Origin of the sequence: Lysobacter antibioticus (genome assembly GCF_000731095.1) — a bacterium.
GTDB classification, from domain to species: domain Bacteria; phylum Pseudomonadota; class Gammaproteobacteria; order Xanthomonadales; family Xanthomonadaceae; genus Lysobacter; species Lysobacter antibioticus_B.
Genome location: NZ_JMTZ01000026.1, coordinates 1 through 22,187, shown reverse-complemented (window position 1 = coordinate 22,187; position 22,187 = coordinate 1). Strand labels below are relative to the sequence as shown.

Genomic DNA, 22,187 nt, shown 5'->3' with positions numbered 1-22,187 from the left:
CAACAGCGATCCCGGGCCGCGGCCTGACGGCCGCAGTCGGTTGGAGCGGGGGGAGGAGCGGTGTACGCGTTCGGTGTTCGGCGTTACGTGTTCGGAGTTATGCGTCGGGTGTTCGGTGTACGTGTCGCGTGTTCGCTTGGTTCATGGCGGAAGGATGCTGGCGCTATCGCCCTCCTGGCCGATCAGCACGGCGTTGGCCCAGTTCGCACAGACCTGGGTGGGTTGGCTGCCTTGCGCGCCCAGCGTGCGCAGGCTCAGGGACGACAGCCCACGGATATCCAGCTCCGGCTTGACCACGCCGGGCGCTTTCACCAGGCCGCTGTCGTAGAGCAGGCGGCCGTCGCCCCAGACCTGGAATTGCAGGCCGCCGGCGGCGCGGCAGGCGTCGTCGATGCCGAGGTCGGCGCGCAGCAGGCGCCACTGGCCCTGCAGGCGCAAGTCGATGCGGCTGCTCGGGCCGACGCCGAGGCCGCGGCGGAACAACAAGCCGTTCATGCGCAGCGCATCGTCGCCGCGGAAGGCGTGATCGGCGCGGACCTGATCGGCCAGCGCGGCCGGCAACGGCAGCTCGGAGAGATAGCGTTGCTGTGCCGGCCGCTCCGGTTCCTGGTGTTCGAGGATGTGGAAACTCGACAGCGCGATCGGGCCGACATCGCGCGGTTGCAGCGCGTCGACCGCGCGCGCCGCGCCGCCCTGGGCGGCGGTGACCATCGGATCGGTGGCCGAGGCGCCGTCGCCTTCGGGGTTCTGCACGCTGAGCACGCGGAAGCGCAGCAGCCGGCCGGCGCGGGCCGGGAAGTCGATGCGTTGCAGCTCCTGCTTGAGCTGCAGACGGCCGCGCGCGATCGGCTCGCCCCACTCGCCGTTGCTGTCGCCCAGGTACACCTCGTAGTCGCGCACCTGGCCGTGCTTCCAGTTTTTGTCGTTGCGCGGCGCCAACTCGATGCCGTCGATCAACTTGCGCTCGCCGAAACCGACGGTCCACTCGTGCGCGCCGGTGCGCACGGCCTGGTTGCGCACGCTGCGAAACCACGTTTTCGCATCGTCGTCGAAAGCGTTTTCGAGCGCGTGGCCGGGCTCTTCGGCCGGGCGATTGACCACCAGCAGGCCGTCGGCCGGCAACGCGCGGCCCTGCGCCGGCGCGGCCGGGAAGGCGTCGTCGGCGAGCGCCGCGGCGGTGGCGAAGTCCAGCGCGAACTCGAGCGGTTTGCGGATATCGCTGGCGGCGCTGCGCACGTGCACGCTGCCCTTGCGCTCAGCCGCATCGAAATACCAACCCTCCGCCGCCGCTTGCAGCGCGGCGGCATCGGCCAGCTGCGGCAGCGCACGGCCGTCCAGCGAGACCGCGCGCGGCGCCTGGCGGCTGAGCACGCGCAAGGCGTAGCGGCGCTGCGGCAACTGCCCTTGGTATTGCCCCTGCACTGCGTCGATGCGCACCGTCACCGGGCCGCTGCCCTGCGCCGGCGCCGTCATCTTTATCTGTTGCGTGCTCGACTCGCCCTGCTCATGGCGACGGGTGTTGCCGTCGTCTTCGTACAACGCGTACTGCGAATCGCCCTGCGGGTACAGATCGAAGGTGACCTCGTCGAGCGGCTTTTCGCCATCGAACAGCATCGCCGGGTACATCGGCAGGATCGCACCGGCGCGCACGAACAACGGCAAGGTGGCGAGGTCGACCTGGCGATCGAGATCGCGGCCGGCCGCGTCGGCCTGCACGCTGCGCCCGTCCCAATAGTCGAACCAGCGCCCGGCCGGCAGATGGATGCCGCGCCGCCAACCGCGGCTCGCGGCCTGGCTGCGGTAGACCGGCGCCACCAACAGGTCGCGACCGAGCAGGAACTGATACTTGTAGGCCTCGTCCTGCGCGTGCGGGTCCTGCGGGTAATCCCACATCAGCCCGCGCACCGGCGGTGCGCCGGTCTGCGCGGCCTGCTGCGCCAGGCCGTACATGTACGGCGTCAGGCGCATCTTCAATTTCAGGTAATCGCGGTTGATGCTGCGGTACGGCTCGTCGAACCACCACGGGTGCTTGCGCGCATTCGACGACCAGCCCGACATGCCCATCAACACCGGCGTGAAGGCCTTCCACTGCAGGTCGCGGGTGTAGGTCTCGGCGCTGCCGCCGAAGATCGCGTCGACGTCGCCGGTGGCATAGGCCATGCCCGACAGGCCCGAGCCGATCAAGGTCGGCACGTGCCAGCGGATGTAGTCCCAGCTCGCGCTCTGGTCGCCGGTCCAGGCCACGGCATAACGCTGGATGCCGGCCCAGCCCATCACCGTCCACAGGAACGGGCGCGAATCGGAGTTGTGCAGGATGCCGTTGAACGCCGACTGATTCGCGTCCATGGCGAATTGATAACCCTTGCCGGTCCAGGCCACGTCGAGCTTCTGCACCCGGCTGCCGGCGGTGCCGACTTCCCAGGCGATCTTGTCGACGCCGTTCTCGGTCCACAGGCCGGTGCGGAAACCGTATTTGGCCAGGCCCTTCACCGTTTCGGGCAATTGCTTGTAGCCGCAGCCGTAGCCGTCGTTCGGCAGGATCCAGCCGCCGGGCATGTCGTGTTCGCGGTACTGGCGCGCCACGCTTTCGACCACGTCCGGCGTGGTGCCGGTGGCGCCGTCGTGCCAGCCTTCCGGCACGGTGCCGGGCTTCTTGCCGTTGTCGCCGTCGTTGTAGCAATCGGCGTCGCCGTACGACAGCGCCCAGCGCGCCAGCAGGCCGGGACGGCCGGTCAAACGGGTGTAGCGCTCGAGCAAGCGCGGCAACTCGCCGACGAAGTAATAAGCGTCGAAGCGGTCTTCGCGGTGCAACAAGGTGGTCTGATCGGGTTGCCGCAGGTCGTAACTGCCGTCGCTCCAGGTATTGCGCAACATGCCCCAGCCGCGCGAGCTCAGCAGCATCGGCGCCGGGCTGGGGCGGTCGCCCTCCTCCCAACCGCCGGAGTAAGACACTTCCAACTCGCGGCCCTTGAACTGATAGCGGCCGTTCTGCTGACCGCCGCCGTAGAAAGCTTCGTCGGCCTGCGAAGACAGCACTTGCACGCTTTGCGCCGCGTCCAGATCGAGCGGCTGCAATTCCTGCCACAGCGGCGTACTGCGCTCGCCGTCGATCCGCTCCAGCCGCAGCTTCAGCGGTTGCCGCTGCACATGCAGCACCAGCGCGCCGGTGCGCACCCGCACTTCGGCATCGTCTTCTTCCAGGCTGGCGGCGATCTTGGCTGCCGGCTGCGGCAACACGATCGGCGCGGCCTTGTCGCCGGCCGGCGCCAACTTGCCGCGGCGCCCCGCCTGCACGCGCACGATGTCGTCGGCCAGCACCTCGATGCGCAGCAGGCTGCCAGTGTCGGTGCTCAGCTCCCAGCTCGGCGTCGCGCCGGTGCCGGCGCGGACCGCGCGCAGGTTGCCGACGGGCTCGGCCACGGCCGGCAACGCCGACGCCATCAGCGCAGCCAGGATCGCAATCGACAGTCGCGGACGACACACGCGGAATTCCACCTTGCCCCCAGGCCCGCTCGGCGGGCTTCGAAATGTGCTGCGGCCGACTCTAGGGCAGGCTTTCGAAAGCTGTCAATGAATTGAAAGAAAAAAGGAAGAATTTATTTTATAAAACGAAAGTTTGTGCGATGCAATACTTTCTAAACTAGCCAAAAACCCCTGTTAATACCGCAACGAAAGCCAATAAAACTGAATCTTTCGTTTTGATTCCGTGTCACCGATCACTACACGAACTTGGTCTATTTCTTTTGTTTTACTTTCGATAATTGACTTTCCGAAAGAAAACACAGATCGTGCCCTCGCTCAACAGGAATCATCCATGGACGTCACCCCGCTCTCCGACTCCTCCGCCTGGCAGCGCCTGGGCGGAGCCGACACCGCCGCCGAGATCGCCCAGCAACCGGCCCTGTGGAATCGCCTGGCCGAGGATCTGGCGCAGGCCAGCGAACGCGTGCAGGCCTTTCTTGGCGACTGCTTGAACGATCCGCGCCAGCGCGTGCTGTTTACCGGCGCCGGCAGCTCGGGCTTCATCGCCGACCTGGTCGCCGATCGCATCAACGCGCAGTGGCCGGCCGAAACCCGAGCCGTGCACACCACCAGCCTGCTCACCCATCCTGCGCTGTACCTGCAACGCGACCGCCCGACCCTGCTGGTGTCCTTCGCCCGCAGCGGCTCCAGCCCGGAGAGCGTGGCCGCGGTCGAACTGGTGCGCGCCGAAGTCGAGCACGCGCGCTTTCTCGACATCACCTGCAATCCCGAGGGCGAACTGGCCCGTCGCGGCGCCGGCCGCGACGACACCTGCACCCTGCTGATGCCGGCCGACAGTTGCGACCGCGCCTTCGCCATGACCAGCAGCCTGAGCTGCATGCTGTTGACGGCGCTGAGCGTGTTCGACACCGCGCCCTGGCCGCAGCGCATCGAGCGCCTGCCGCAACTGGCCGCGTTGGCGCACGAGGGCCTGGCGCAATGGGACGCGCCCGCCGCGGCGCTGGCGCAACGCTCGTTCAACCGCGTCATCTATTTGGCCAGCGGCCCGCTCGAAGCGCTGGCGCGCGAAGCCGCGCTGAAGCTGCTCGAACTCACCGCCGGCCGCGTGCTCGCTTTGGCCAACACGCCGCTGGGCTTCCGCCACGGCCCCAAATCCACGCTCGACGGCGACACCCTGGTGGTGGTGGTGCGCAGTGCCCACGCCTTGGCGCGCCGTTACGAGCAGGACCTGCTGGACGAACTGCGCCGCGACGGCATCGCCGGACAAGTGCTGGCGATCGGCCCGCATTCCGACATCGGCGCCGACGACGACCACAGCTTGCGCGTGCCGCCGTTCGACGACACCTGGCTGGCGCCGGTGTGGCTGACGTTCGCGCAGATGTACGCGCTGCAGCGTTCGGCCTCGCTCGGCCTGACCCCCGACAATCCCTTCCCGGACGGCACCGTCAACCGGGTGGTCAAGGGCGTCACCATCCACCATGGCTGAAGCGCCCATGGCTGAAACTTCGGTCCCCGCGATTTGCTACGGCATCGACATCGGCGGCACCAAGATCGAACTGGTCGCCTGCGATGCCGCGCTGGAGGTGCGCCATCGCCGGCGCATCGCCACGCCGCAAGGCGATTACGCCGGTTTCCTGGCCGCACTCGAAGCGCTGATCGCCGCGGCCGACGCCGAGCTCGGACTCGTCGACACTCCGATCGGCATCGCCCTGCCCGGCGTGCGCGACCGCCGCAGCGGCCGCCAACTCAGCGCCAACGTACCGGCGCTGACCGGCGAAAGCGTCGCCGCCGACCTGCAAGCGCGGCTGCGCCGGCCGCTGCACTTCGGCAACGATCTGCAATGCTTCGCTTTATCCGAAGCCCACGGCGGCGCCGCCGAGGGGTACCCGAGCATGTTCGGCGCGATTCTCGGCACCGGCGCCGGCGGCGGTTATTGCCTGCACGGCCGGCTGGTGGTCGGTTTCAACGGCCTGGCCGGCGAATGGGGCCACTGGAGCGTGCCGGCGCATCTGCTGCAGCGCCACGGCCTGCCCGTGCTCGACTGCGCCTGCGGCCTGCGCGGCTGTATCGAACGCTATGTCTCGGGCAGCGGCCTGGTCGCACTGCATCACCACTTCGGTGGCGAGGCCGTCGATGCCGGCGCGGTAATCGCCCGGGCCGAAGCCGGCGATACACGTGCGCGCGAAGTGCTGGCCATCCATCTGGACCTGCTCGGCCACAGCCTGGCGGCCTTGGTGCTGGCGCTGGATCCGCACGTGATCGTGCTCGGCGGCGGCCTGTCGCAGCACGCCCCGCTGTACGACGTGCTGCCGTCCGCGGTCGCCGCGCATTTGTTCATCGGAGTGCAGGTACCGCCGATCGTGCCGCCGCGCTTCGGCGATGCCGGCGGCGCCCGCGGCGCCGCCCTGCTCGCCTGGCCGTCGGCGCTGTCCTGAGTTCGCTTGCCTGAGTGCTGGTTTGTTTGAGTGCTGGTTTGTTTGAGTGCTGGTTTGTCTGAGTGCCGGTTTGTCTGGGTGCCGGTTTTTCTAAGTTCTGGCTTGTCTGAGTTCCGCCTCGTCCTGAGTCGCGTTGGAGTTACCCCATGTCGCCCGTGCAATCGCTGATCGCCTCCCACCGCCAGGGCCGCAACGTCGGTCTGTACAGCGTGTGCTGCAGCAACGAACTGGTGCTGCGCGCCGCCATGGACGTGGCCCATCGTCACGGCACTTTGCTGCTGATCGAAGCGACCTCGAACCAGGTCGACCAGTTCGGCGGCTACACCGGCATGACCCCGCCGCAATACCGCGACTACGTGCTGGCACTGGCGCACGAAGAAGGCTTCCCGGCCGACCGCCTGGTGCTCGGCGGCGACCACCTCGGCCCCAACGCCTGGCAGAAGCGCCCGTCCGAGGAAGCGATGGCGCATGCGCGCGTGCTCATCGAAGCCTACGTGGCCGCCGGCTTCCACAAGATCCATCTGGACTGCAGCATGTCCTGCGCCGACGATCCCACGCCGCTGCCGGACGCCACCGTCGCCGCGCGCTCGGCCGAACTGGCGCGCATCGCCGAACGCACCGCCGCCGAACACGGCCTGCCGCCGCCGGTGTACGTGATCGGCACCGAAGTGCCGGTGCCCGGTGGCGAAGCCTCGCTCGCAGGCGGTCTCGCGGTGACCACGCCGCAAGCGGCCGAACAGACGCTGGCCATCCATCGCCAAGCCTTCGCCGCACCGGATTTGGCCGCCGCCTGGGAGCGGGTAATCGCGATGGTGGTGCAGCCCGGCGTCGACTTCGACCACAGCAGCGTGCACGACTACGACCCGGTCGCAGCCGAAGCCCTGGCCGACTTCCTCGAACGCCAGCCGCGCATCGTGTTCGAAGCGCACTCCACCGATTACCAACGCGAAGACGGCCTGCACGCGCTCGTGCGCGACCACTTCGCCATCCTCAAGGTCGGCCCGGCCGCCACCTTCGCCTACCGCGAGGCGCTGTTCGCGCTGGCCGCGATCGAGGCCGAACTGCTGCCTTCGGAGCAATGCTCGGAGCTGCCGCAGGTGTTGGAGCGCTGCATGCTCGACAACCCGAAGCACTGGCAGCAGCACTACCACGGCGACGAACGCGACTTGCACCTGCTGCGCCTGTACGCACTCAGCGACCGCTGCCGCTACTACTGGGGCGAGCCGGCCCTGGTCGCCGCCGTGCAGCGCCTGTTCGACAACCTGCGCGCGCATGCGCCGCCGGCGTTCCTGCTCAGCCAATACCTGCCCGAGCAATACCGCGCGGTGCGAGCCGGCACCCTGGCGAACACTCCGGAAGCGCTGGTCCGCCACCGCATCGGCCTGTGCCTGGACGAATACGCCCGCGCCTGTTCGGCGAACACTGCCGGCGAGCGTGCCGTCGGCGAGCGCGCGCCCGCCAACGCCGTCGCTGCGGCGAACGGCTAATCTTCGGTTTTTTCCTGCGGATCGAGAGATGGCCATACGCAATACCCGCTCCCGCCGACAGCAGATCCTGCAGTGCCTGATCGAACGCGGGTCGGTGCAGGTGGCCGAGTTGGTCGAGCGCTTCGACGTGTCGGCCGTGACCATCCGCGCCGACCTCAGCCATATCGAATCGCAGGGCTTGGCGACCCGCACCCACGGCGGCGCCAACCTGGTGCGCACGCCGCCGCAGGAACAGGACATCCACGAGAAGGACGCGCTGAACCTGCCGCTGAAGGAATCCATCGGCGCGCGCGCCGCGCAGCTGGTGCAGGCCGGCGACAACATCATCATCGACTCCGGCTCCACCACCATGACCCTGGCCCGCCACCTGCGCGGCCATCGCGACGTCACGGTGATGACCAACGGCCTGAACATCGCCTGGGAACTGGCCAACGCCCCCGGCGTGGACGTGCTGCTCACCGGCGGCCTGCTGCGCAAGCAATCGCTGTCGCTGCAGGGCAGCCAGGCCGAGGCCAGCCTCACCGCCTACAGCTTCGACACCTTGTTCCTCGGCGTGGACGGCCTGGACCTGCAGTTCGGCCTGACCACCCACGATGAAGCCGAAGCGCGCCTCAACCATCGCATGGTCGAGCGTGCGCGCCGCATCGTGGTGCTGACCGACGCCTCCAAATTCGGCCGCGTCAGCCTGCACCGCATCGCTCATCTCAACCAGGTCCACGCCATCATCACCGACGCCGGCATCGACGACCGTTACCGCGAAGGCCTGCAGCAACTGGGCATCGAATTGATCATCGCCGAGCCGCCACCGTGACCGAACTGCACCGCCTGCAAGGCCGCATCCTGACCCCCGAGGGTTGGCGCCGCGGACGCATCAGCTTCGACCATAAGATCCGTGCGATCGAAGAGGCTGTTGTCGAAGCAGGTGCGATCGATGGCATCGGCGGCGACGAAGCCATCGTCCTGCCCGGCTTCATCGACCTGCACGTGCACGGCGCAGCGGGCGTCGACCTGATGCAAGGCGGCGACGCCGCGCGCACCATCGCCCGCACTCACGTGCGCCACGGCACCACTGCCTTGCTGGGCACCACGATGACCGCCGCCGAGGCCGACATCGTCCACGCGCTGCGCGGCCTGGCCACGGCCATCGCCGAGCCCGACCCGGACGCGGCGCAGATACTCGGCGTGCACCTGGAAGGCCCTTTCATCAGCCCGCAGCGCCTCGGCGCGCAACCGCCGCTGACCGTCGAAGCCACCTTCGAGTCCGTGCAACGCCTGCACGCGCTGGCGCCGATTCGCGTACTGACCTTGGCGCCGGAAATCGGCCGCCACACCGAACTGATCCCGCTGTTGAACACGCTCGGCATCCGCGTCCAGATCGGCCACAGCGCCGGCACCTACGAAGAAGGCCTGGCCGCACTGCGCGCCGGCGCCGCCGGCTTCACCCATCTGTTCAACGGCATGACCGGCGTCGACCACTACAAACCCGGCATTGCCGCGGCCGCCCTCGCCCACGCCGAATACGCCGAACTGATCCCCGACCTGCAGCACGTGCACCCCGGCGCCATCCGCCTCGCCGTGCGCGCCATCCCGCGCCTGTACGCCGTCACCGACGCCACCGCCGCCACCGGCATGCCCGACGGCGAATACGCACTCGGCTCCCAACGCGTGCACAAATGCCTAGGCTGTGTGCGCCTCGCCAGCGGCTCGCTCGCCGGCAGCGCACTGACCATGGATCAGGCGCTACGCAACCTGGTCGAAGTCGGCCTGGACCTCGCCGATGCCGCGCATCGCGTCTCGACTTTCCCTGCCGATTACCTGGGCCTGACCGACCGCGGCCGCCTGGAGCCCGGCGCTTGCGCGGACTTGGTGGTGCTGGATGCGCAGTTGCGGGTAGTGCGGGTGGTGGTTGCCGGGCGGACTGTCGGGCTGGCTTGATTCGATCTCCCTGCTGCCCAACTGCTTCGCGTTTCAAGCGGGCGTCTCCAGCGGCAGCGCGAAGTTGATTACTTGGCGACCGATTGCTGCGAGCGAGCGAAACTGAGGCAGGTCGCGCAAACAATCCGGCGTGGGAGGATCGTCTTAGAAGACAGAGACTTCTGGTTGTGGCCGGAGTGCGTTTACCGGGAGGCGACACAAAAAATCGGCGCCCACCAAGGGCGCCGAGTAAGGAGGAGTTGGAGGGCGGGCAAAGCGTCGCCCGCCCTCGACTTTTTCGCTGCCGGTCAGGGCAAGGTGTTCAAGGTCGCCCGCACCGGCCTTGAGAAGATGAAACCATCGTGCCGGTCCCAATTGATCGACCAAGTCATGACGCCGCGGAAGCTGGGATAGGCCTGCTGGGGCCGGATGGTTCCGCAACTTTGCAGCCGTGTCAGGCAATTCAGGGCATTGGCGATCGTGGTCTGCGACGCCAGCCCGCTGTTGGCCGAGGAAGGTCCTGAGGGCAGTCCGAACGCCACCTGGTCCGGCCGCAGGCCGTTGAACACGACGCCGGTGTTGTTGTTGGTCCTGAAGCCCTCGATCAGCATCAGGCTGGCACCGACCAGCATGTCGACCGAACCCTCGGGCAAGCCGTTCTGGCTGTACGGCGAATACAGCGCGCCGTTGTTGTAGTACTGCACGTGGATCAGGTCCAGCTCCTGGCGCAGTCCGTCGATGATCGGCAGATAGGCGCCCCAGATCCCGCTGTACGCAGCAAAGCCGCCCTGGACATACGGGTGCTCGGGCGCCATCGACAGGTAGAACGAGGGACCGATGCGCGTATTGAGCTGCTTGATGGCCGTGACCAGGTTGGTCTGCACAGCCGCGCCGTGGTAGACGCCCGCGCCGCTTTCCAGGTCGATGTCCACGCCGTCGAAACCGTAGTAGCGGATCAGGTCCTCCATGCTGTTGACGAAGTTGGCGACCTGCGTCGCATTGTTCAAGGTCACCGTGCCGTTCTGGCCGCCCAGCGACAGCACGACCTTCTTGCCACGCGCGCGCGCCGCGGCCACGTCGGCCCTGAACTGCGCTTCGGTTCCGGCGCCCGGATCGACCGTGAAACTGACGGCGCCGTTGCCCGCATCGTCGCCGAAGGCAACCACGATGACGTCGAAGTCATTGGAGACCTGGCTGATCGGGAAGGTAGGGCCGGATGGATTGCTGAAGTTGTGCCAGTAGCCCACCAGCGCATGGCGCGGCAAGCTGTTGTCGCCACCGGCGCTGGTGGTCGCGCTGATCTGCGTGCCTTGCGCCGAGGCGTTGCCGGCGTTGTCGCGGGCGCGCACGCGGAAGGTGTAGGCCGTGGACGCGGCCAAGCCGGTGTTGCTGAAGGACGTACCGGCAGGCGAGCCGACCAACGTGCCATTACGGTAGACATCGTAGCCGGCGATGCCGCTGCCGCCCGCGTTGTCGGTGGAGGCGTTCCAGCTCAGGTTGACGCTGGACGACGTCACCGACGTCGCGGCCAGTCCGGCCGGCACGCTGGGTGCGGTGGTGTCGGGCGTCCCGGAATTGACGGTGATATTGGCCGCGGCCGACGTAGTGGTGGCGCCCTCGTTGTCGGTAGCGACCGCAGTGATCGCGTAGCTGCCCGCGGCCGCATTGGTCCAGATCGCGCTGTAGGGGGACGTGGTATCGATGCCCAACGAGGTGCTGCCACGGAAGAACTGCACCTGGGCGACGGTGCCGTTGGCATCGGCGGCATTCGCCGTAGCGGTGATGGTGGCACCTGCGGTGAAGGTCGCGCCGTTCGCCGGTGCGGTCAACACGACCGTTGGCGGCGGGTTGCCGCCCGCGCTGCAGGCACCCAGATCCTGGTAGTAACCGCAACTGGGGCAGTGCGTGGGCGGTGTATTCCAGATCGACATAGTCGCCTGGTACAGCCGCCCCTGATAGACGAGCTTGCTGCCTGCGTTATAGATGGTGGCCGCATTCCATTCGGCGATCCCCGCGCAGCTGACGCTCTGCGCGTGCGCGGGCGACAGCCCGGCCGCCAGCAAAAAGCCGGACAGCAAGATTCCTGTCAATCGGATGCTCATTAGGTGTGTTCTCCAGGTACCTGGTGGATAGAGAAGGAGGCGGGCGCGGAAGCGCCGACCTTTTCGAGCCACGCGGCAAACCCGTTGCGGCGCGGCCGTTCCCCCCAGAGAACAATGACGATCGTTGTGCGGTCAGTTGCTGATCCGCGCAGTGCGCTGCATGCATGTGCAGCGCTATAGGACGCTGCCGACTGTGGTGCGCGACGCCCCGCGTGTCAAGTCGTCCATTTCCGATTAATGCGGTGGTCGTCACGGTGATGACAACGGCTTGACCACCGCCTGGGAACTGGCCGATCCCCCTGGCGTAGACGTGCTGCTCGCCGGCGGACTGCTGCGCAAACAATCGTTGTCGCTGCAGGGTAGCAAGGCCGAAGCCAGCTTCACCGCTTACAGCTTCGACGGGCATGACCGGCATCGACCACTACAAACCCGGCGTCGCCGCGGCCGCCCTCGCCCACGCCGAATACACCGAACTGATCCGCGAGCTGCAACAGGTGCACCCCGGCGCCATGCGTCAGGCGAACCGATGACTGGGCACAGCGCCTAGAGATTGAACGCGTCGCTCAATGCTGTCTGAGCCCTTATGGGTCAGCCCATAAGAGCGCAACTGCGAAGCTGCACGGGCATGAAGAGGGTCGCTACACAAGGCTTGATTGTTTCGATGGCTGGAGCCACGGAAACCGGGTTCGAACCCTCTTGATGGGCTGATGGGGGCGTTTGGGAGCAGATGAAGGCAGTTGGGGGCCTATGAGGGTTATTGAAGGCGTCATCGAACTCGTCAAGCCACCAGCGGGCGAGTTCAGTCGATCATCCCCAGACCTTCTCGTATCCGCGGGATAGCTAAGGAAACGGTAGCTCGTCCGCGAGCTTGGGCCTCAATCGGCATCATCGGGATGACCTTGCTCGACGATGACCGCAAGGGGTCGAGCCGCGTCATCGAAGCACGAGTACATCGGGTCATCAACCAGTATTCGGAGATAGCTTAGCCGCGCCAGTCTGGAAGCGGCGACAGGCAAAATTGGCGAGGAGCCAGCCGATCTGCGCCGCTCCGGCAACCGTCGCTTCGGTCGCCAAGGCCAGCTAGGGCGGCAGGTAGAACAGGCGCTGCTCGCCGCCGTCCGGGCCGGCCTGGAGCGCGAGCCGGGCGGTGTCGCCGCCGATGCTGCGGGGAAAGAACAGCAGGCCAGGGTCCACGGCAGGATCGGGGCCGATCCAGGTGCCCCCGGTACTGATCAGCCAGAACTCGCCCGCGATTAGGTCGACGAGTACACCAAACCGCATCACACTGAAGCTAAGCGAGCCAACCCCGGGTATGGTCGCAACCGCGGCGCCGTTGTGCCAGATCTCCGAGTTCGCGAGATTGTCGGGCCTGCGGACGCCCATGCTGTTGGTGTCGTTGCCGAGTTGGCCGCCGATCCCGCCTGATCTTCGCGAATCCAAAGGTTCCGTTGGCAGCGTGCGCATTGGTGAGCCATGCGCACGGGAATCCGATCATCGTCGACGACGTAAAGCTGGTGTTCGACGTCGGCCGCAGCCCGGTCGGCCGATCCGGCCCGGTTCAGGCGTTAACTCAGTACCGTTGACCGAAATGGGAGGAGGAAATGGCTACGTTCTGGCTTTCTTTCAGAATCGCGTATGAAACTGTAGGCGGAAAAACTTACGAGACGCGCTACAACGACTTCACCAACACTCTTGCTGGTCTCCGCACGAAGTATTGGGAGGAGACATCCTCCTTCATGATCTTCGAGTCGGCTTTCAGCATCGACCAGATCGCAACTAAGGCAAAAGCCGCGTTCGCGCCCTCAACTGACATCTTTGTCATTCGTGATCTCAATCGTCAGACAGCGAGAGCGTGCGGCAACATCAAGGATCAAGACTTGTTCGTCTTGGCGCCATACGCAAAGAAGGTCTGATACACGTCCACCGGCACACGCAATTGAGGCGCTTTGTTACCGAAGATCGATCACGCTAACCAGATCGTGCCGAATTGGGCAACGCTCAACCACAGGGCGAAGACCTGGAAGATTGTCCAGACCACATAGAACGCTACAACCCAGCCTCGTTTTCGTCCACCCAGCGCGATGGACAGAAAAATTATGGCCTGTCAGACCAGCCCCCTCGATCGTCCCCTAACTCAGTCCCGCGCCCCCAGTCTGCTTTGGAACATCTTGCCACGGCGCCTTGCCGGCGGCCGATCCGGCCTACCTGCGCCGGTTGCGCTTGGGTCCGGGGCTGAACTTCGAGTCCAAACCCTTCCGCTCGCCGGCCACATCCGGGAAGACCTCCACGATCCTGTCAGTGGCCGCTTCCAGAATGCCGGCGCAGATAAGCATGGCTACGGCCAGGTACATGCGGTCGGGGTCGCACTCTAAGCCTGTTCCTCGACCATTGGGCTCCATGCGCAGGAACGAAACGGGGTGGATGTGGGAGTGCTGTGACCAAAGGTCCCACAGAATATCGAAGCCCGCCTTGTCCATTCCTACCAGCTCCACCAGCTGAGCTCGGTCTAGGAACCAGGCCTTCTTGCCGGCCAGGCACTGAGCCTGCACAGCCGGCGACAGTTTCAGGAAGAATGGAATGGAGCGCAGGCGGACTTGTAACTCGTCGCGCTGCTGCTCGAACCACGATCGCTGCAGCTCACTGCCGGCAAACATTTTCAATCGGCTGCAGCAGTCGTTGAGTTGAAGTAGCGTGATCCGCGCCCTGCCCTCGTCTAGGGACTCGTCCGTCCGCTGCATGAAATAAAAAAAGTACAAGTTGCCTTCCAGCAGGGCGCGGGCATGGCAGGCTAGGACATTGAACCCCCACTCTTGGTGGTCGGTTTTGACCCAACGAGAATGAGGTACAGCCCGCATCGCAGCTATGCCATGCGAACACATGCGCGCGAATAGATACGTCCCGTAGCCCACGCAAGGCGGCGCCATGCGCCCGGCTTGAGCTTGGCCCACGGCACTAGCCTCGCACACAGCCTTATCAAGGCATTCGAGTGCCAGCATGTAATCCTCTCGCGTCGACGACTTAGTCGTCATCAGACGCTGGGCTAGTGCATCAACGTCACTCATCCAGCCGCGCCTCCCGGTACTGCTTTGCCAGATCGCTGCCGCACAATGGCGTGTTCTTGGGGTGGGTATTGGCCACGGCGAAGGCCGCCACCTTCGTCATCTGCTTCAAGGCCTGCTTGGTCATGCTGTCCTCCGTCCAGTCCACGTGCAATGCGGCTGTCGCCGCCAGCGCTTCCTTGCCGGACAGGTACTGCATGCAGGTCCGCAATGACCATTGAGTGCCGGTAGCTTCGCGAAGGAAGCGGCCGGCGTCCTTGTCAGTCATGCGGTCAAACAATACGGCCGCCAGCGCTACCGACGCCAGCTTGACCTTGACTAAGGGCGGGAGCTTCTTCTTCGGCGGATTGAGATTGTGGTCCCTCACGGCTGACAATTCTCCGCTTAACCCGAACTCAACAGGTCGCTGTTCTCCAAATACTGCCGCAAGACCGACTCGGGCTGCTGACCATGAAATAGAGCTCGGAAGATCACACCCGCTAGCAACATTGTTTCCTTGCCAGCGAGTGAGAACATCAATCCCTTGCCCCGATGAACGATCGGCTCGACACCGGCGGCCTTCGCTCGCCCAAGCTCTTTTCGTGTCGCGTAGCGCACGTCCATCCCCGCCATCTCACACACTTCGATCAACCGTGGAATAGAAACAGCAACGCAGACATTCATGCGCCCGAAGACCAGATCCATCTTGACCTCATCCGCCAGAGCCCCGGAGAACACCGGCGGCGCCAAGGGGACATGCATGCAATCTGTCAATCGAATGATTTGGTAGTCCTGCTCCACATCCCCCTCAAGACTCAATGCCATGAGGAACATCATATGTCCGCGTGAAGCCAAATCGCCTGCGTAGGCGCCTAAGAAGATGGGCCCCTGCACGTCATAGGCCCAGCTCTGCGTCTCTTTCGCCTTCTCAGTGAGGTTTACCAGCGCCTCATCCCAAATTGCCATCTCAAAGAACGGCTCTGGAATTCGGACTTCCTCTCCTGTGTCTGGATCCTTCGCTCTACCCGTAGCCATGACATCTCGCAAGTGAGTCATGCGGGCTTTCTGACGTAACATACGCCTCATCTGCTTTACGGTCTTGGGGCTCTCCGTTTTCTCGACAATCTCGCGAAAATGCTCACAACCTGAGGCCTCGTAGAACATCGCTAGGTCCAGCACGTGCTTGTTGTGCTTCCCTTCCTTGACCTCGATGAACGAAGTACGCCGGTCCGCCGACACGCTCATGATGTCGCCCACCTGGACAAAGGAGGTCAGGTCGGTGATAAGCGGCATGCAGCCAGGGTCCTGCTCCCGAAGCTCCCGGGCCACACGAAGGACAGACTCGAAATTCGACTGGGACAGATCGGGCTGCCTCTGGGACTTGTAGATACGGCGCGCATAGCACAGCTGGCCGCCCAGCATTCCCCACGCGACGGTATCAGCGACTGCCCGGAACAACAGTTCCTCAGAAACATCCAAGGGTTCTCCCGTGGCGATACGAGCAGCCATCCTTTCCTGAGCCGCAAACATCCCCTCGTGGGCCAACTCGTGAAACTTGCGCCGAAAGTCCGCGTCCGCCTTGAGCCGCTCGGAGTTCAATTCATCCCACAGTTCGCGGCTACCTGCACACGCGAGCTCTAACAACTCGCACGCAAAGGGCTCCAAGTCCTTCCGAAGCGTCTTGAGCCTGAGACGTTTCTCGATCTTCTCTGGAATCTTGGGCTCGCTCATGTCATTCCCGCTCAGACGTCCAATGGCGTCCCATCCTCAACTCGCTATCGCCTTTCCGTTGCGCAGCACAGCGACGTCGTCAAAGTGCTCCACTGCGACAACATCTTTGCCAGATGTCGCCGCGGCAAGATGATGAAGCGCTCGGTCGAGTGCAGGATGGACCCGCGCTCTGAGGCCCCCTCCGTATTGTCTCTGGTCTTGACCAAATTGACTGATCCATCAACCCCAGGGCTCATCCTAAGGATTTAGCTCTCAAAACTTCAAGCTATCTATTTGGCTCTTAGATTTGCGAAAAAATCCGTAAATAACATCGGCTGCCTGCAGATCCGAGGGACATGACAACGGCAAAAGCACGAGCCGCCGACCACGCCTCAATCTCGCCGCTGCTAGTTTTGAAATGAAGAGCAGACTATGGATTTCGCAGAGTCTCGCGTTATGTCCAACCACCCATTCAGCACAGGGCAACTAAGCAGGAGCCTTAGGGCATCACCACCTCCGGCGCCGAGCTCTAGCCCCTAGCGGCCACACAAAAAAACGGGAGGCCGAAGCCTCCCGTTTTTCGATTAAAGCTATCGAGCGCGCCGACTCAGAACGGAATGTCGTCGTCCGCGAAATCGTCGCCGAAGTCGTTCGACTTGGCCGGGGGCGCTTCGCGACGCGGGGCGGAGTCCTGGCGACCGCCGCCGTAACCGCCGCCACCGCCGCCGCCGGACGGGCGTGCGGAACGCTCGCCACCGCCGCCGGAGGAACGCGCGGGGCGTTCGCCGCCACCGCCGCCCGCATCGCCACCGCCGAGCATCTGCATCTCGTCGGCGATGATGTCGGTGAAGTACTTCTCGACGCCGTCCTGACCGGTGAACTTGTCGTAGCGGATCGAGCCTTCGATGTAGACCTGGCGGCCCTTGCGCAGGTACTCGCCGGCGATCTCGCCGAGCTTGCCGAACAGCTTGACCCGGTGCCATTCGGTGCGTTCCTGGGTCTGGCCGTCCTTGTCCTTGCGGACGCTGGTGGTGGCCAGGCTGAGGGTGGTCACGGCCATGCCGCCCTGGGTGTATTTGGTCTCAGGATCGTTGCCGAGGTTGCCGACCAGGATGACCTTGTTGATGCCGCGTGCCATGGGATTCCTTACATATTGCCGGGGGTACGGCCGGGATGATGGATTATAGCGGCCTCCCCGGCCATCGGCGCCGGGCGCGGTTTGGGGTGGGGTTTGTCCGATGGTGGTGTCCGGGGGATGCCCTGACCGCAGGCGAGCTGAGCGGGCTGAGCGGGGCTGGAGGCTTGGCTGGCTTGGGTCTGTGGCTTGTGAGGTATGGATCTGGGCCAAACGGGGAGCCTGGGTTGGCCAGGATTCCGGTGGCCGTCGGGGCGTTGCCGGGATGGGAGCCTAGAACGGGCCTGGCTGGCGGAGGTGTGCGCGTGCGCCGTCGCGGGGCCTGTCTGTCAGAGGCCCGTCTCAGGGGCCGCCGTCCTTACGCAGTGGGTCGGGCATGGCGGTCGCGGCTTGCGGCGCTCCTACCCCGCGATAGTTCGCGGCTTCGATCAGTGACGTCGGGCAAGGCGATTTCTGCGCGTCCCTTGGTCGCGGCTTACGCCGCTCCTACAGGAGGCGACCGGGGTCGCCGCAAGGTTGAGACGGCGCGGTCGCGGCTCGTGACCGCAGGAAATCCAGTAGGACGCCGCTCCTACCCTGTGGACGTCGGCACGGCCCGGGCCACGCTTCAGTGCGCGGCTTCGGCCTTGGCCGTCAATGCGGTCTTGTCGACGCTGAGTTTGCCGGCGGCGTCGAGGGTAGCGGTCACCCGATAGGTGGTGCTGCGTTCGTAGTCGTTGCTGTAGAAGGTCAGCACCTTGGTGTTGCCGTTGGGCTGCAGGGTGGGCGCGTACGAGCTGACGCCGGACTTGCGGATGCGGCGGATCGCCGAGGGCGCGTTTTCGTCGACCATGACCCCGCCGACCGCCGCGAACCGCGAGACGACCTGGGCCCACCATTCGGCCGGGGCGTTCTGGCCGCAGCTGCGCAGCACGGCTTCGGCGCCGTTGGCGCCACCGGCCTGGGTGCCACTGACCAGCGAACCGTCCGGCAGGACCGCGTAATCGGCCGGCTGCTGGCCGGCGCGGGCGCGGTTGGAGACGCGGTAGAAACGGCAGCCGGCCAGGTCCAGGGCCTGGGTCGAGCCGACTTCGATCTGGTCCTTGCTCCAGCCGTGGTCGCGCAGCGCGGCGGCGCTGACTTCGGCAACTACATCGGCGCTGGTATTGGCGTCCATCGCAATCTCCTTGCTGCAAGCGGAAGTAGCGGTCGCAACCCACCCCAGGAACAGTACCTGGAGGATGCCACCGGACAGACTCAGTTGTCCCGGTCTCCGGGCGGCACCGAGGCGGCAGGATCGGACGGCTTGGTCTTCCATTTGCTCGTATCGCTCAGGACGGACTGATAGTTGCTCGCATCGACCTTGAGGCCGGTCAGCTGGCTCAGGGTATCGAAGATCTTGGCGGCTTCCTCGGGCTTGTCGAGCGCGCCGTCGGTGTCCCACCACCAGTCTCTCTGGATGCCGTGAGCATAGTCGGCATAGCCGCCGCTCGGGTTAAGGAAATATTCCCAACGGTCCGCCGCCTCTTCGTTGCTCGGCGGCTTGCCGTTCTCGGCCATGTAGCCGACGTACCAGGCGCGGTATTCCTCGTTGAGGTAGTCGAAGGTCTGGTTGGTCTCGTCGCCGTTCACCAAATGGCTGACCTCGTGCGCGGTGGTGTTCTCGATCACCGCTTCGGCGTCGCTGCCGCTGACCCGGTTGTTGTCGGCCGGCACCTTGTTGGCGTTCAAGGTCAGGGTTTCGTCGTCGGCGTAACCGTAGGTGGTGTTGCCGCCCTCGTCCGGGATGGCCTTCCACTCGAGCTCATAGTCCGAATCCGGGGAGAGGAAACGGTTCAAGGTGTTGTCGATGATCGCCCGATCGCCGCTGTCGTGCTGCGACAGGTGCGCGACCAGCTTCAGCGAACGCTGTTTGTCGCCGCCGTCCTGGTCCTGGAACCACTCCTTCTGCAGGGTGCGCTCCATGTTCGAGACTGAGCGCGAATCCGGATAGTTCTTGGCCTGGCTCAGCACCGCGGTCTTGTCGCCGGCCGAGAGTTCGGAGAATTTCTTGTCCTCGATCAGGTCGTGCAAAGCCTTCGGCAAGGCCGTGTCGGTGGACTTGCGGCCGGCCAGTGCGTCGGTGATGTTCTTCTGGTCGGCGGCCGGCAAGGCCTTGAATTCGGCCGAATGGGTCAGGGCGAATTCTTCGAGCTTGGCGCTCTTCTGCGGCGCGGTCAGCGCCTGGAACGAGGGGTCCTTGATCTGCTTGAGCAGGTCGTTGGTGGTCCCCGCGTCGCCCTTGGCGTCGCGGAAGACCTCGGCCGCCAGCTTCTTGTCCTCGGGCGACAGGGCTTTGAACTCGGCGGAGTTGTACAACTCGCTGCCGGCCTTGTAGCCGTCTTCCTTCAAGCCCTTGATCAGGTCGTTGAGCTCGCCGGGGTCGCCGGTGCGGGCCAGTTGCAACGTGTCCTTGACCTGCTGCGGCACGCCCGGGTCGTTGAGCGCGGCGATGACGTCGTCCTTGCTCGCGAACCCGTCCGAGCGCCCGCGGCCGGCCGCGGTGTCGAGCAATTCGCTGGTGTAGTTGCCGTTCTTGATCGACTCCATCGCGCCGGTGACGTCGCCGCGGCCGATGGTGCCGTCGACTTCGCCCTTGCCGGCGCCGACGTCGAGGAAGCTGCGCACGGCCAGGCTGCCGAGCACGTCCTTCGCCGCCTGCTGCTGCTCGGGCGTGAACTTGTTGTCGACGTTGTCGGCGACCGCCTGCAGGTCTTCCTGGCTGATCTTGCCGTCGGCCTTGCTCGGGTCGCCCTGCCTGGCGGTATCGAACACACCGAAGTCGCGGTCGAGGACTTGCGTGGTCTTGACGCCATCGATGGCCATGATCGTTCTCCGACGCGGGGGATAGGCGGGCCCTTCGAGGGAGTCGCCACGAATGCACGCAGCCTAGTCCGCGCTCCCGGCCCGGTTCCATTAGGGCTGACCCTAGAAATGGCCTGCCGAACGGGGCCCAGACCAGGGAGCCAATGTCGACAACGTGGTCGTTGTCGCGGTCGCGGCCGGCGCATTCGATGGGCGTCCGGCCCGATCCGGCCGCTGCGGTGGTGAGTCCGGTTGTCGCAGGCGCGCCGGCGCCATCGGCCCGCGGGCCGGCGACCAAGCCGGCGGATCGGATGAACGAGGTTCGGCACGACAGCGCTCCTGCTGGGCCGCCCAGGCCGACGAAGGTGCGGCGAACGGATGCGGGGCATACGAGCATCGCCACCCAGCATGTGGGGAGCCTCGGGCGAGGGCCGGCAGCCAGACCCCTGCGGCGGCCGCCGCCCAATCCCTGCCCTATCAGGCACTTAAATCGTCTCGCCGGGCCAGGCCCGCCGCGGCATCCGATGGCGTGGCGACCGAGAGGCAGGCCTGGGAACGCCTCCAAGCGCCGCGTCCCGGCCGCAGGATCGAGCGAAGATCGCGGCGAATCCAGGCCCCTGCCGGCTCCGCTGGGCATTCGGCAGTGCCTGCCGGACCACGGCCAAGATCATTGGGAACTTCTCCGGGACTTCGCGGCCTGCGACGCAGGCTTAAGCTCGACGGCGCTCACACTCTATAATCGCGATTCCAACCACTCGGCCGTCCCATGCCTCCCAGCGCCACGACCATGTCCGTCGCCGATTTGGCGACTATCCAATCCCTGGCCCGTGACGACATGGCAGCCGTCGATGCGCTGATCCGCCGACGCCTGTCTTCCGACGTGGTACTGATCAACCAGGTCGCCGAATACATCGTCGGCGCAGGCGGCAAGCGCCTGCGGCCGATGCTGTTGCTGCTCGCCGCCGGCGCCCTGAATCACCGCGGCCCGGACGCGCACCAGCTCGCCGCGGTGGTCGAATTCATCCACACCGCCACCCTGCTGCACGACGACGTGGTCGACGAGTCCGACCTGCGCCGCGGGCGCAAGACCGCCAATGCGGTCTGGGGCAACGCCGCCAGCGTGCTGGTCGGCGATTTCCTGTATTCGCGCAGCTTCCAGTTGATGGTCGAACTCGACCGCCTGGAAGTGATGAAGATCCTCGCCGACACCACCAACCAGATCGCCGAAGGCGAAGTGCTGCAGCTGCTGCACGTGCGCAACCCCGACACCGACGAAACCGCCTACCTGCGCGTGATCGAGCGCAAGACCGCGGTGTTGTTCGCCGCCGCCACCCGCCTGGGCGCAGTGCTGGCCGGTGCCGACGCCGAAGTGCAGCAACGCATGCACGACTACGGCATGGCCCTGGGCTATGCCTTCCAGATCGCCGACGACGTGCTCGATTACGCCTCCGATGCCCAGACCCTGGGCAAGAACCTCGGCGACGACCTCGCCGAAGGCAAGGCCACCCTGCCTTTGATCCATGCGATCGCCCACAGCGACGACACCACCCGCGCACGCCTGCGTGCCGCGGTCGAACACGGCGACACCGAAGCCATGCCGGAAGTGCTGGCGGCGATCCACGCCACCGGCGGCCTCGACTACAGCCGTAAGCGTGCCTGCGATTACGCCGCCGCGGCCGAAGCCGCATTGGACGCGCTGGAAGAGAACGACTACACCGTCGCCCTGCGCGGTTTGGCGCGGTATGCGGTCAGCCGCGATCACTGAGTCGCGGTAGTTGCGCTATCGCAGTATTTGCATTGGAGAGGTGCCCCCTTCCCCTGTAGGAGCGGCGTGAGCCGCGACCGCGGGACGCGCAAAGGCGACAACGCCGACGTCGCTCATCGAAGCGGCGTACTTACGCGGGGGTAGGAGCGGCGCAAGCCGCGACCGCGCTGCAACGGTCTCGCGGCGTGTCGCTCAAGCAACATCAAGATCAAACGCCAAAAGCTTCCGCCACTAAAGCAGCGGGTTACTTTCTTTTGTCATAAGCAACAAAAGTCCGTCTGGATTCCCTTCGGTC

General features: G+C 65.4%; 16 protein-coding genes and 2 pseudogenes. 9 read left to right on the top strand and 9 right to left on the bottom strand.

Annotated features, from left to right (window positions below; all coding sequences use genetic code 11):
* Positions 1–141: 141 nt before the first annotated feature.
* Complete coding sequence (locus tag EX88_RS0110140) at positions 142–3,441, bottom strand: TIM-barrel domain-containing protein (protein ID WP_152566211.1); 3,300 nt, start codon at positions 3,439–3,441, stop codon at positions 142–144.
* A gap of 373 nt (positions 3,442–3,814) precedes the next feature.
* Between EX88_RS0110140 and EX88_RS0110135 the strand changes: the two genes are divergently transcribed.
* The 5 genes from EX88_RS0110135 to nagA all read left to right on the top strand — a co-directional run bounded on the left by EX88_RS0110135 (position 3,815) and on the right by nagA (position 9,340).
* Positions 3,815–4,969 carry an SIS domain-containing protein gene (locus tag EX88_RS0110135; protein ID WP_031371882.1) on the top strand — a complete coding sequence of 385 codons (1,155 nt, stop codon included), beginning with the start codon at positions 3,815–3,817 and terminating at the stop codon, positions 4,967–4,969.
* Between the two features lie 7 nt (positions 4,970–4,976).
* Entirely contained in the window at positions 4,977–5,918 is a 942-nt protein-coding gene (locus EX88_RS0110130; protein WP_031371881.1) for an ROK family protein, read from the top strand.
* Between the two features lie 146 nt (positions 5,919–6,064).
* Positions 6,065–7,405, top strand: coding sequence for a D-tagatose-bisphosphate aldolase, class II, non-catalytic subunit (locus EX88_RS0110125; RefSeq protein WP_031371880.1), 1,341 nt, complete (start codon positions 6,065–6,067; stop codon positions 7,403–7,405).
* 34 nt (positions 7,406–7,439) lie between these two features.
* Positions 7,440–8,216, top strand: a complete 777-nt coding sequence (locus EX88_RS0110120) for a DeoR family transcriptional regulator (protein ID WP_031371879.1) — start codon at positions 7,440–7,442, stop codon at positions 8,214–8,216.
* On the top strand, positions 8,213–9,340 hold the full coding sequence (nagA, locus tag EX88_RS0110115; protein WP_031371878.1) for an N-acetylglucosamine-6-phosphate deacetylase: 1,128 nt from the start codon (positions 8,213–8,215) through the stop codon (positions 9,338–9,340). The genes EX88_RS0110120 and nagA overlap by 4 nt, the downstream gene beginning before the upstream one ends.
* A 287-nt stretch (positions 9,341–9,627) precedes the next feature.
* On the opposite strand, the gene EX88_RS0110110 is transcribed toward nagA, so the two are convergent.
* Positions 9,628–11,409 (bottom strand): Ig-like domain-containing protein, encoded by a 1,782-nt coding sequence (locus tag EX88_RS0110110; protein ID WP_161786103.1) that lies wholly within the window; start codon positions 11,407–11,409, stop codon positions 9,628–9,630.
* A gap of 274 nt (positions 11,410–11,683) precedes the next feature.
* On the opposite strand from EX88_RS0110110, the pseudogene EX88_RS27095 reads away from it, so the two are divergent.
* A pseudogene (locus EX88_RS27095) lies at positions 11,684–11,821 on the top strand (DeoR family transcriptional regulator); the annotation flags it as partial.
* 1 nt (position 11,822) lies between these two features.
* Positions 11,823–11,948: pseudogene (locus tag EX88_RS25895) on the top strand (N-acetylglucosamine-6-phosphate deacetylase); the annotation flags it as partial.
* Between the two features lie 553 nt (positions 11,949–12,501).
* On the opposite strand, the gene EX88_RS0110100 reads toward EX88_RS25895, so the two are convergent.
* Positions 12,502–12,885: a hypothetical protein gene (locus tag EX88_RS0110100; protein ID WP_031371876.1), complete on the bottom strand. Its 384-nt coding sequence runs from the start codon at positions 12,883–12,885 to the stop codon at positions 12,502–12,504.
* 137 nt (positions 12,886–13,022) lie between these two features.
* Between EX88_RS0110100 and EX88_RS0110090 the strand changes: the two genes are divergently transcribed.
* Positions 13,023–13,334, top strand: coding sequence for a hypothetical protein (locus tag EX88_RS0110090; RefSeq protein ID WP_031371875.1), 312 nt, complete (start codon positions 13,023–13,025; stop codon positions 13,332–13,334).
* A gap of 288 nt (positions 13,335–13,622) precedes the next feature.
* Here the strand turns inward: EX88_RS0110090 and EX88_RS0110085 are convergent, their stop codons facing one another.
* From EX88_RS0110085 to EX88_RS0110060, 6 genes are all read right to left on the bottom strand, one after another.
* Positions 13,623–14,417, bottom strand: a complete 795-nt coding sequence (locus tag EX88_RS0110085; protein WP_152566206.1) for a hypothetical protein — start codon at positions 14,415–14,417, stop codon at positions 13,623–13,625.
* A gap of 58 nt (positions 14,418–14,475) precedes the next feature.
* Complete coding sequence (locus EX88_RS0110080; RefSeq protein ID WP_031371873.1) at positions 14,476–14,847, bottom strand: hypothetical protein; 372 nt, start codon at positions 14,845–14,847, stop codon at positions 14,476–14,478.
* Positions 14,848–14,864: 17 nt separating this feature from the next.
* Positions 14,865–16,190: a hypothetical protein gene (locus EX88_RS0110075; RefSeq protein ID WP_031371872.1), complete on the bottom strand. Its 1,326-nt coding sequence runs from the start codon at positions 16,188–16,190 to the stop codon at positions 14,865–14,867.
* A 586-nt stretch (positions 16,191–16,776) separates the two neighbouring features.
* Positions 16,777–17,307, bottom strand: coding sequence for a single-stranded DNA-binding protein (gene ssb, locus EX88_RS0110070; RefSeq protein WP_031371871.1), 531 nt, complete (start codon positions 17,305–17,307; stop codon positions 16,777–16,779).
* 604 nt (positions 17,308–17,911) lie between these two features.
* A complete protein-coding gene (locus EX88_RS0110065) occupies positions 17,912–18,460 on the bottom strand; it encodes a hypothetical protein (protein ID WP_031371870.1) in 549 nt (182 codons plus the stop codon).
* 80 nt (positions 18,461–18,540) lie between these two features.
* On the bottom strand, positions 18,541–20,148 hold the full coding sequence (locus tag EX88_RS0110060) for a hypothetical protein (RefSeq protein ID WP_031371869.1): 1,608 nt from the start codon (positions 20,146–20,148) through the stop codon (positions 18,541–18,543).
* Between the two features lie 745 nt (positions 20,149–20,893).
* Between EX88_RS0110060 and EX88_RS0110055 the strand changes: the two genes are divergently transcribed.
* A complete protein-coding gene (locus EX88_RS0110055; protein ID WP_031371868.1) occupies positions 20,894–21,892 on the top strand; it encodes a polyprenyl synthetase family protein in 999 nt (332 codons plus the stop codon).
* Positions 21,893–22,187: the final 295 nt, after the last annotated feature.